Source organism: Nostoc sp. DedVER02 (assembly GCF_034530675.2).
Taxonomy (GTDB): Bacteria; Cyanobacteriota; Cyanobacteriia; order Cyanobacteriales; family Nostocaceae; genus Nostoc.
In genome coordinates this window covers 171305-180994 of record NZ_JAVRCP020000012.1, presented here as the reverse complement: position 1 = coordinate 180994, position 9690 = coordinate 171305, and the positions used below count along the sequence as shown (strand labels likewise).

The window sequence follows — 9690 nt, the reverse complement described above, 5'->3', positions numbered from 1 at the left end:
AAACGGGCGGCTCATGGCTATTTAAACTTAGGAGTTGGCTTCTCCCTATTATATGCAGCTTCATATTAAATTGGTATAAGCTATTAAAACTATTAAAAAGATTAGTTAGTATGTTTCAAACTTAGTGTTGAACAAAAAGTTTGATTTTCAATAATCAAAGCCCGTGACGAGGATTGAACTCGTGACCTCACCCTTACCAAGGGTGTGCTCTACCACTGAGCCACACGGGCGAAATTTGATTGATATTTCAGCTAAAAGTTAAAATGCTGGGAGTTTTGATGCTTACCCAGTCATTATAACTTATAACTTCGTAAGTGGTGGGCCGGGCTGGATTTGAACCAGCGTAGGCGCTAGCCAACGGATTTACAGTCCGTCTCCATTAACCACTCGGACACCGACCCGATTTGTCTCACGATTTAAAATCTTAGCACCACCTTTTATAAATAGCAAGTAATTAGAAAAAATAACTTGCGGGTAGAGATCGCAACAAAACTGCGTCTCTACCATCTGAGAAAAAATACTGGTTACACGCTCATCTCCAGCATTCGTTGCATTGGTCGCAGTGCAGCAATGCGAATATCCTCTGACATGGTAATTTCGGGAGTGCGATTTTTCATTGCCCAGTAAAGCTTTTCTAGGGTGTTTAACCGCATAAAGGGACACTCGTTACAAGCACAGTTATTCATCGGCGGTGCAGGGATGAAATGCTTGTCAGGAGCTAATTTTTGCATTTGGTGAATGATTCCCGGCTCTGTCGCAACGATAAATTCTTTGGTGGGGCTGCTTTGACAATACTTGAGTAAAGCGGCTGTGGAGCCAATAAAGCTGGCGTGGCGCAATACACTACTTTCACATTCTGGGTGTGCGATCGCCTCTGCTTCTGGGTGGGCAATTTTTAACTGAACAATTTTCTTTTCCGAAAAGGTTTCATGGACAACACAGCTACCTTGCCATAGCACCAAATCTCGTCCGGTCTGTTCCATGACATAGCGCCCCAAATTGCGATCGGGGGCAAAAATAATTGGCTGTTCTTTCGGTATCTGCTGGACAATTTTCACAGCGTTGGAGCTAGTACAAATAATATCGCTCATCGCCTTGATATCAGCAGAACAGTTGATGTAAGACACCACCAAATGATTCGGATGCGCTGCTTTAAAAGCTGCGAATTCGTCTGCTGGACAACTATCTGCTAAAGAACAACCGGCATTTAAATCTGGTAAAAGTACTAATTTATCGGGATTAAGGATCTTTGCTGTTTCTGCCATGAAGTGAACGCCAGCAAAGACAATCACATCCGCATTGGTTTTTTCGGCGGCTCTTGCCAGTTGTAATGAATCCCCAATAAAGTCTGCAATATCCTGAATATCTGGCTCTTGATAATAATGCGCCAGGATAACGGCGTTGAGTTCTTTTTTGAGACTCTGAATCGCGGCAAACAAATCTAGTGGTAGTTCACCCAGTTGGGTGTTTTCGCGTTGAGCTAGTGCAGTAGTAAACACAGTTTAGGGGTGCTTTATGTTGCAAATGTATGTCCTGTGGATTCAATTATAGTAGTTTTTACCAAAAATAGTGGACGGTTGATATTTTCGGGTTGTGTCCAAATCGGGCTGAGTTTCATATCCTGGAGATAGACGGCAAGGAAAGTGGCATGACCAGTCAGAAAACTCAATCGATAAACCTCAAAATTGCTGTAGTTGGAGATATTCACGACCAATGGGAAGTGGAAGATGGCGTTGCACTCAAGCATTTGGGTGTTGACTTAGTGCTGTTTGTCGGGGATTTTGGCAATGAATCGGTGGAGGTGGTCAGAGCGATCGCATCCCTCGATATTCCCAAAGCAGCCGTAATGGGCAACCACGATGCCTGGTACACCGCCACCGAGTGGGGACGCAAAAAGGCTCCTTATGACCGCTCTAAGGAAGACTGGGTACAGGAACAACTCGATTTATTAGGCCCGTCCCATGTCGGTTACGGTAAGTTGGATTTTCCCGCTTGGAATTTAACTGTAGTGGGGGGTCGTCCCTTTACTTGGGGTGGCCCGGAGTGGAAATTCGCGGAAATCTGTAAAGAACGTTATGGTGTGACGAGTTTGGAAGAATCCGCCGATCGCATCTTCAAAGCTGTTAAAAGCGCCGCTTACGAGACGATTATATTTTTGGGTCACAACGGGCCGAGTGGATTAGGCGATCGCCCCGAAGACCCCTGCGGCAAAGATTGGCACCCAATTGGCGGCGACTTTGGCGATCCAGATTTGGGCGAGGCGATTTCTCAAGCCTTGACTGCTGGTAAAACTATTCCTCTGGTCACATTTGGTCACATGCACCGAGATTTACGCCATACCAAGAAGGTGCAGCGCAAACCCATCTTTAGAAGTCCAGAGGGGACAATTTACTTAAATGCGGCTAGTGTCCCGAGGATTGTGGAAAATGATGGCGAGAAGTTGCGTAATTTTTCCATTGTCACCCTAGAGGCGGGTGTGGTTTCGCAAGTTTCCCTAGTTTGGGTGGGGAATGACTTTCAGGTGGCTAAGGGGGAAATTTTGTATGAGCGATCGCGTATTGTGTCGTAGACATTCGCATCCAGTAGTGCAATCTGCGTAAATAATAGGGTATAGTATTATCTGTCAAGTTTAGTGCTAACCAACAAAAGCGCCTGAATAGCGTCTAAAACTAGGATCAGCACAAGTTTGACAGATTTACTGGAGAGGTGGCAGAGTGGTCGATTGCGTCCGACTTGAAATCGGATGAGGCTAAAACCTCCGGGAGTTCGAATCTCCCCCTCTCCGTTTAGGAATTAAAAATTGAAAATTAAAAATTAAAAATTGAAGAGGTTAGGTGGAGCTTTTGGTGGAGATGATGATGGCACCAAGAATTTTTGTTAGTTCTTCGGCTTCGGTTTGGAGTTGACTAATTCTTTCTTGAGGTACTATTTCGGAAGCAATGAGTAACCTTAACCAATACCGAGTTTCACGGGATTCTTTTAGTGCAATCATGAGCTTGCTGATAAAATCTGCTTTGCTTTGAGCCGCTTGTGCTTCTTCTACATTAGCTCCAATCGATGTTCCTGACCTTAATAACTGTTGAGCAAGGGTTCGCGCTACTCCTGGTTTATCATCTAAAAACTGGCACAATTTGACTATACGAACTGAAAAAGTAAAAGTGCGATCGCATATATCTTTTTTCACAGGTAGGATTTAAGCATATTTTGTATATTGATAAGCTTTTAGGTGTATTACCAACTTCTGATAAATGTTTAATTTGCATTTGGAAGCAGCAAAGTATTTTCAATTTCTTGCCTAACTTCCCGACTTACATAACAATCATTATTGAGGCAGTTCATTAGCAATTTATTGGCATAGTAATACTGTTCCAATAGCTTCTTTTGTGCTTCATTTATCTGCCAGTCATGTCCAATATTGCAATGCTCAATCATGACGGTTCTAAGCTGTTCAGTCCAAACTTTTCCATTAGTTCTCCACCAACGATGAAAAGCTTTGCTGTCGTTTTGTGGAGATGATAATTGGCTTTTGAGCTTGTCAAGCAAGATTTGTAAATCAGGGCTTGGCTTACGTTCTAAATCAAAATCAAGATTTAAATCAAAGTGATTAGGATGCATAATTTCTAGGCTTTGTCTACCTGCACGCATTCTTTTTATTTCAAAAAATATAGCAACTTCAAAACTCAAGCCTGGAGTACCTATCCCGGTAATTCCAGCAGGACCGCAAGCTTTATAAAAATCGTTGTCTGAAGTACCAGTAAGAGCTAGATCAAAGGCTAAAATACGAGCAAGGTCTGGAAAGCCTGAATATTTACCCTGAATAAGATGATTCATCAACTGTAAGTAGACACCTCTAACTTCTGCTGGTGGATATGGCACAGTAGCTAATGAAGATTTTTTAGCTACCCACCTCATAAAATGTTGTAATTGTTCATCCGTGCTGATTAATCCATCAATTTTATGCTTCATCAATAATGTTAAATCATCCGCCTTCCGCATCATCCCTGCTGTAAGCAAAAAAACTTCGCGCCAGCGTTTCTCTGTGATATGCTCTAGCAAAGTTTCCCAAGAAGAGTTGGCAACTATTTCTCTTGCGGCAAAATACTCGTGAAATGTTAAGTGAGAAAAGGAATAGATGCCCTTTGCTCGTTCTACTAATAGCCCATGCTGTGCTTCAATAGACTTTAAAACGGCTTCACTATCGAGTTTCAATACTTCTGGATCTGTGTCCGCATTGCGTAAGTTGCGAATAAAATCAGCAATGTATGCTTCGGCAGTTTTCTGCTTAAAGAAATAGTCTTTTTGCTCAAACGTAGTTAAGCCTATTTGACTCAGCAAGTCTTCCTTACGCTGCAAAGACAGGTTTTTATAGACCTGCTCTCTCTCAATGTTGCGTTTGGCATCCCATTTTTTCAGCAATATATCTAATCCTTCTTGATAAAGTTCAGAACGGTTTGCTGGGAAATCTCCGCTATCTCCAAACACCAAACACAGTAATGTCAGCAATAAAGGACTACTTGCTAGTTCTTGGATTGGTTTATTCTCCTTTAGTTTTTGAATGAATCTTTGACTTTTAACTGGATCAGTTAACTGGAACCAATTTTGAGCAAAAAGGGCTATTTGTTTTTCGTCAAAATCGGCCATTTCTACTTCTGTGAAACTTTGATAAGTATATTCTTTGGCAGCAATACGACAAGTGATTACAAACTGATTGGTATGAAAAAAGTCAGAAAATTCTTGAATTTGTCGTAAAACACGCTTACTGTCTTCCTCTCGTACTTCATCTAATCCATCCAGTAATACAAATGCCTTCCCCTGTTTCAACAGTTTCTCTACTACTGCACTAGCATGAGTTACCTCACAGCTTGATAATAGTTGAACAATAAATTTAAAAATATCTGGTTTTTTGGGCGCTTCTGCAAAATCTTTTAATGTGATAAACAAGGGAACTCTATTTGCTTGATATCTCCCTTCAATACACTGCATTGCTAGATATTTTAAAAAAGTGGTTTTTCCTGCTCCTGGTTTGCCTAAAACCATCAGCTTACTATGACGCTGTACAACCTCTAGTCCTGAGACTCGTTTCTGCTTTACTCGGCTAAGTCCAATCCGCTCAAAGTTATCATAGTCACAGCTTTGCATTAGTTCTGCAACTTTAAGTCGTGTTCGTCCTGTTATTTCTTCCAGAATATTGACATTTGTGTAAATACCTTGTTTTCCTGTTAACTCAATTGGCTGAGGCATATCTAATACCCTCATGGTTCCGCACTTTTCTTTGATATAGGGTTTGATTTGTTTGCGGATTTCTTGCACTAAGGTATCAATAGAATCATCTATGTCATCTGTAGTTAAATCGCCAGAGGGTTTTTGTTGTGCATACCTTTTGCTCAGATACTCCCGTAAGCGACTTTCTTTAACAGGGCCATTACCAGTGATGCAAAATTTTCTGTAAATACCTGTAAGACAAGTGCCGAGGTTACTTTCAGAAATGTTTAATTCTTGAGCTACGTTGACTCGATTCTTACTACGACCGAATATTTCCAGAAAAACTTCTTTCTCTCGGTGCGACAATTCACTGTATTGCTCCAGTTGCTTAAGAAAGTCCTCTGGTATAGACATTGACCACTCCCACAATTACTTATAAGCCAGTGTAGCCAAAGTTTTTATCAAATTGTAGAGTTAAATCAGTGTAAGTCAGGCTAAGTCAAGGTAAGTCAGATAAATAACTACAAAAGAAAATTGCGACATTGAACTCAGTCAAGTTACTGAGGCGATCGCAATGCTAGAAACACTAATCCCTTTGGTTGTAAATAAGTCTGTTGAAGTTGTTGTTGGAATACTGCTGGAAAAGTTTTGTAAATGGTTACTGAGTGATGCCAATATCAAAAGTGCTAACAACTTTCTGAAAATGCAGATTCTTGTACTTTATCTTGATTGCGTTTTACGAAAAACATCACTAAAATCTTTGCCAGAGCGATCAGAAGAGAAGGATTAAGAAACAGGTGGGTAGTAGAGATAATAAAGCGATCGCACTCACAAACCAAAGGCGATCGCTCCCTAACCTCTCCCCTCTACTGCCATCGTGCTACGATTACCAATAAATTCTTTTGGGAGTTCAATCAATGGCTACCCTTAATACGCTAAACATACCTGATGAGTTATACGAACAACTGCAAGAGTTAGCTAAAGCTGAAAATAGCTCAGTTGATGCTCAAGTTATTACAATATTGCAGAACGCTTTGCAGAAGACAAAAACACAGTTAACTGAGGACGAAAGACGAAAAAATGTCCCAAAACTCTTAGAGGAAATTCGCCTTCGTCGTGAGAGTCGCCAGACTGATGTGGAATGGCCCGATAGTACTGCGTTAATCCGAGAAGACCGAGACAGATGACTATCCCTCTCAGGTGTGTTGTAGACGCAAGTGTAGCTATTAAGCAATTTATACCAGATGATCCACTAACTCCGAAAGTTAATCAACTGTTTGCTCATCTTGCCAATCCTCAAACTGCGATCTTTATCCCAGACCTGTTTTACATTGAGTGTGGCAACATCATTTGGAAGTATGTCCGCGCCAGACTTTATGCTGTTGCTGATGTGCCAGCAGATTTAGCAACTCTCAAAAACTTCCCCTTGCGTGTTGTCTCCACGGCTGATTTGATGGCGGATGCAGTTGCGATCGCATTAAATTATGGAATCTCCGCCTACGATGGCTCTTATGTTGCACTTTCACAGCAGGTAGGTGCTACTTTGCTGACTCTCGATGGTAAGCTAGTAAAAGCAATAGCCGCTTCGTCTTACAATGTTTCCTCGTTTAATGACTTCGAGGTTCCGCCGTTGGAGTCAACATAATTCGTAATTCGTAATTCAATTATCAAAAATGCCTTTTATTTATAACCGCACGGTTCGCTTTCAAGATACTGATGCTGCTGGGGTAGTTTATTTTGCTAATGTTTTGAGTATTTGTCATGCAGCTTATGAAGAATCTTTAGAAGCATCAGGTATTAATCTCAAAGATTTTTTTACTAATCCGTCTGTGGGGTTTCCGATTGTTCATGCTAGTGTCGATTTTTTGCGCCCTATGTTTGTTGGGGACAAGTTGCTGATTAGCTTAATTCCCCAAAAAATAGGTGTTGAGAAGTTTGAAATTACTTACGAAATTACTGTGTGTGAGGTGGTAGTTGCTAAGGCTATTACTCGTCATGTTTGTATTGATGTGAGTAGTAGAAGTAAGCGGGAATTACCTGATGAGATTATTCAGTGGTTGGAGACGAACCGCCCAGACGCAGAGAGAAGAATGTCGAGAGAGATTATGTGATGGAATTTTGTAGGAATTCTGTGGCTATTTGCTGTAGCTGTTGGCGGTTAATTTTACCTTGGGAGTTGCGGGGTAAGTTTTGTTGAGGAATCCAATATTTAGGGATTTTAAATCTGCTGAGTTTGTCTTTGAGTAGGGTTTGAATTTTTAAGGCAGAGATATCTGATTTTTTGGGAATGTAAATCGCTGTTACGGCTTGTCCCCAGTGTTTATCTGGAATACCGATGACACAAATATCGGCAACCATTTGAGTTGATTGTATAGCTGACTCAATCTCTGCTGGATAAATATTTTCGCCACCTGTAATAATTTTATCGCTGTTACGTCCAACAATATTTAAATGGCCTTGTTCGTCTAGAAAGCCTAAATCATCTACTTGGAAATCAGTTTGATTTTCTCTAGTTTTAGGATAGTAGCCAAAGGCTAAAGATTGAGCATAAATGGTGATATTTCCGATTTGATTGTAATTTAAAATTTCGCCTTGCTGATTGCGAATAGTTACTTTTGCATGGGGAAGAATTTGACCACTGCTAATTTTACCGCCGAGAAAATCATCTGGTTTGAGGGTGGCAATTTGAGAGGCGGTTTCTGTCATGCCATAGGTAGGTGCTAATCGGATGCGGTGAAATCTGGCTTTTTCTAGTAGTTCGTTCCATGCTGGCGCACCTCCCAAAAGTACTGTATTAAATTGGTATAGCCATTCAGTTAATTCTGAATTTTGCAGAAGGCGTTGTAACTGTGTTGGTACTAAAGATATGAAAAATTTTGATTGTTTAATATTTAATATTTGACCGGATTCTATGGATTTAAATGGTTGAATAGCTAGTTTACCTCCGCTGGTAAAAGAGCGCATAAATTGCATTAAACCGCTAACGTGATATAGCGGTAACACGCAAAATGAATTGACTCGTTTGATTTGAAAATATTCTGTAAATCCTTGTACCGATGAAATGAGAGTTTCCCAAGTATGAATTGCAAATTTAATTTCTCCTGATGAACCACCTGTGGGAATCATTATGAATGGGGACTGGGGGCTGGGGACTGGGGACTGAGGAACTGGGGGACTGGGAGTGTGTAGAAGTTCTCCCCAAATAATATCTGGCTGTACTAAATCAAAGACTTGTTGCCATTCTTGTGTTCCCCAGTCGGGGTTACAAAGAAAAACTGGACAATTAGCTGCACAAGCGGCAATAAAACTTGCTAGAAACTTTAATGGTTCGCGTTCAGCTAAGATGATTTTTGGTGGTATTCCACACGCTGATAATTGTCTTAGTTCTAAATATAATTCTTGAGCTATTTGATTAAATTGACGGCTGTCATAACCGATTAGCCAATCATTCTGATCCAGGTGATTAAGACAGTTTAAAGGTCGTTCCATAAACTTTGAAACCACGTTTCTTCTTGTTCAAAAAAATGGTCGATGCCAAAACCAACTGCCCTGTTGTTTTGGGATAATTCGGCTGCGAGTTGGAGTGCTGCAAGTCTGGCGATCGCAGTTTCAAATACTGATGAAAATACAGTATCAATTTGATGCTGGTGGCAAAACTTTCTCAGACGAGATGGCGATCCAACTATCCCAGGTTTAATCACAAAAACCCCTCGCCAACCTTGTTGATAACAGGCGGCGAGTTGCCCAAGTGTGGCGACAGATTCATCTAAAGCGATCGCAGTTTTATAACTCGTACTCAATTCCAACATCTGCTGAAATTGTTCAACGGGTAGCGGTTGTTCGATAAATTCAATTTCTATTGGTATTTTTCCATTTGCCTTGAGATTGTCGCAAGTTCCCAGCCATAAGTTGGCTTCTTTATAGCTGAGTCCACCGTTGGCATCTAATCGCAGTTTCGTAGAGACTGGTAAGGTGTGTACCAGTGACTCAAAAATATCTAGTTCATCAGCGATCGCATTCACACCAATTTTCCACTTAAATGTGCGATATCCTTGCTGCCACAACGTTTCCCATTGATTTAAAGCCGCTTCCCCGCCTGGTAATAAGGCACTGAAAGATTGGGCATGGGGCATTGGGCATGGGGCATTGGGGATTGAAAGGAATTCACTTTCCCAGGCTGACTCAAAGCCAAATTGACAAGCAGGTAATTCATCTGGGATGGAGAAGATTATCTCCTTTGTGATTCTTTCTGGAAGTTGGCGACAAAAATCTAAGGCTTGTTCTAGGGTTTCAGAACCAAACCAACTAATAGGGGCGATTTCTCCCCACCCGACTTTACCTGATTCATGGGTAAGGCGAAGAATAATACCTTCACGAATATCCCACTTACCATGATTAGTGGTAAGCGATCGCAAAAATCTTCGCCGATAAGGACGAAATTCAAACCTGTAAGTCATTAGTCAAGATTTATTAGTGATTCTCCCACTC

General features: G+C 41.1%; 11 protein-coding genes and 3 tRNA genes. 6 read left to right on the top strand and 8 right to left on the bottom strand.

Features of this window, described 5'->3' with window-relative positions:
• Positions 1-158: 158 nt before the first annotated feature.
• The 4 genes from RMZ41_RS14715 to RMZ41_RS14700 all read right to left on the bottom strand — a co-directional run bounded on the left by RMZ41_RS14715 (position 159) and on the right by RMZ41_RS14700 (position 1669).
• A tRNA-Thr gene (locus tag RMZ41_RS14715) sits at positions 159-230 on the bottom strand.
• A gap of 85 nt (positions 231-315) precedes the next feature.
• Positions 316-401 (bottom strand) — tRNA-Tyr (locus RMZ41_RS14710).
• Between the two features lie 123 nt (positions 402-524).
• Positions 525-1499 (bottom strand): quinolinate synthase NadA, encoded by a 975-nt coding sequence (gene nadA / locus RMZ41_RS14705; protein WP_322642978.1) that lies wholly within the window; start codon positions 1497-1499, stop codon positions 525-527.
• Between the two features lie 14 nt (positions 1500-1513).
• A complete protein-coding gene (locus RMZ41_RS14700) occupies positions 1514-1669 on the bottom strand; it encodes a hypothetical protein (RefSeq protein WP_159402586.1) in 156 nt (51 codons plus the stop codon).
• Between RMZ41_RS14700 and RMZ41_RS14695 the strand changes: the two genes are divergently transcribed.
• Both RMZ41_RS14695 and RMZ41_RS14690 read left to right on the top strand, forming a co-directional pair.
• Positions 1649-2569: a TIGR04168 family protein gene (locus tag RMZ41_RS14695; RefSeq protein WP_322642977.1), complete on the top strand. Its 921-nt coding sequence runs from the start codon at positions 1649-1651 to the stop codon at positions 2567-2569. The genes RMZ41_RS14700 and RMZ41_RS14695 overlap by 21 nt on opposite strands.
• Positions 2570-2700: 131 nt before the next feature.
• Positions 2701-2785, top strand: a tRNA-Ser gene (locus RMZ41_RS14690).
• Between the two features lie 45 nt (positions 2786-2830).
• On the opposite strand, the gene RMZ41_RS14685 is transcribed toward RMZ41_RS14690, so the two are convergent.
• Entirely contained in the window at positions 2831-3184 is a 354-nt protein-coding gene (locus RMZ41_RS14685) for a four helix bundle protein (RefSeq protein ID WP_181927935.1), read from the bottom strand.
• Between the two features lie 68 nt (positions 3185-3252).
• Positions 3253-5616: an NACHT domain-containing NTPase gene (locus RMZ41_RS14680; RefSeq protein ID WP_322642976.1), complete on the bottom strand. Its 2364-nt coding sequence runs from the start codon at positions 5614-5616 to the stop codon at positions 3253-3255.
• Between the two features lie 160 nt (positions 5617-5776).
• Between RMZ41_RS14680 and RMZ41_RS14675 the strand changes: the two genes are divergently transcribed.
• The 4 genes from RMZ41_RS14675 to RMZ41_RS14660 all read left to right on the top strand — a co-directional run bounded on the left by RMZ41_RS14675 (position 5777) and on the right by RMZ41_RS14660 (position 7313).
• Positions 5777-5992 (top strand): hypothetical protein, encoded by a 216-nt coding sequence (locus tag RMZ41_RS14675; RefSeq protein WP_322642975.1) that lies wholly within the window; start codon positions 5777-5779, stop codon positions 5990-5992.
• Positions 5993-6119: 127 nt separating this feature from the next.
• Positions 6120-6389, top strand: a complete 270-nt coding sequence (locus tag RMZ41_RS14670; RefSeq protein WP_099099929.1) for a hypothetical protein — start codon at positions 6120-6122, stop codon at positions 6387-6389.
• Positions 6386-6847: a type II toxin-antitoxin system VapC family toxin gene (locus RMZ41_RS14665; RefSeq protein ID WP_322642974.1), complete on the top strand. Its 462-nt coding sequence runs from the start codon at positions 6386-6388 to the stop codon at positions 6845-6847. The genes RMZ41_RS14670 and RMZ41_RS14665 overlap by 4 nt, the downstream gene beginning before the upstream one ends.
• Before the next feature lie 28 nt (positions 6848-6875).
• Positions 6876-7313 (top strand): thioesterase family protein, encoded by a 438-nt coding sequence (locus RMZ41_RS14660; RefSeq protein WP_322642973.1) that lies wholly within the window; start codon positions 6876-6878, stop codon positions 7311-7313.
• Here RMZ41_RS14660 and RMZ41_RS14655 read toward each other — a convergent pair.
• Entirely contained in the window at positions 7306-8691 is a 1386-nt protein-coding gene (locus tag RMZ41_RS14655; protein WP_322642972.1) for a 2-succinylbenzoate--CoA ligase, read from the bottom strand. The two genes, RMZ41_RS14660 and RMZ41_RS14655, sit on opposite strands and share 8 nt — an antisense overlap.
• Positions 8676-9659: an o-succinylbenzoate synthase gene (locus RMZ41_RS14650; protein WP_322642971.1), complete on the bottom strand. Its 984-nt coding sequence runs from the start codon at positions 9657-9659 to the stop codon at positions 8676-8678. Before RMZ41_RS14650 ends, RMZ41_RS14655 begins: the two co-directional genes overlap by 16 nt.
• Positions 9660-9690 lie beyond the last annotated feature (31 nt).

What these genes read in the sequence shown, in the direction of transcription:
- RMZ41_RS14695 (WP_322642977.1), top strand. Translation starts at nt 1,649, where the DNA reads ATGACCAGTCAGAAAACTCAATCGATAAACCTCAAAATTGCTGTAGTT.
- RMZ41_RS14680 (WP_322642976.1), bottom strand. Translation starts at nt 5,616, where the DNA reads ATGTCTATACCAGAGGACTTTCTTAAGCAACTGGAGCAATACAGTGAA.
- RMZ41_RS14675 (WP_322642975.1), top strand. Translation starts at nt 5,777, where the DNA reads ATGCTAGAAACACTAATCCCTTTGGTTGTAAATAAGTCTGTTGAAGTT.
- RMZ41_RS14670 (WP_099099929.1), top strand. Translation starts at nt 6,120, where the DNA reads ATGGCTACCCTTAATACGCTAAACATACCTGATGAGTTATACGAACAA.
- RMZ41_RS14665 (WP_322642974.1), top strand. Translation starts at nt 6,386, where the DNA reads ATGACTATCCCTCTCAGGTGTGTTGTAGACGCAAGTGTAGCTATTAAG.
- RMZ41_RS14660 (WP_322642973.1), top strand. Translation starts at nt 6,876, where the DNA reads ATGCCTTTTATTTATAACCGCACGGTTCGCTTTCAAGATACTGATGCT.
- RMZ41_RS14655 (WP_322642972.1), bottom strand. Translation starts at nt 8,691, where the DNA reads ATGGAACGACCTTTAAACTGTCTTAATCACCTGGATCAGAATGATTGG.
- RMZ41_RS14650 (WP_322642971.1), bottom strand. Translation starts at nt 9,659, where the DNA reads ATGACTTACAGGTTTGAATTTCGTCCTTATCGGCGAAGATTTTTGCGA.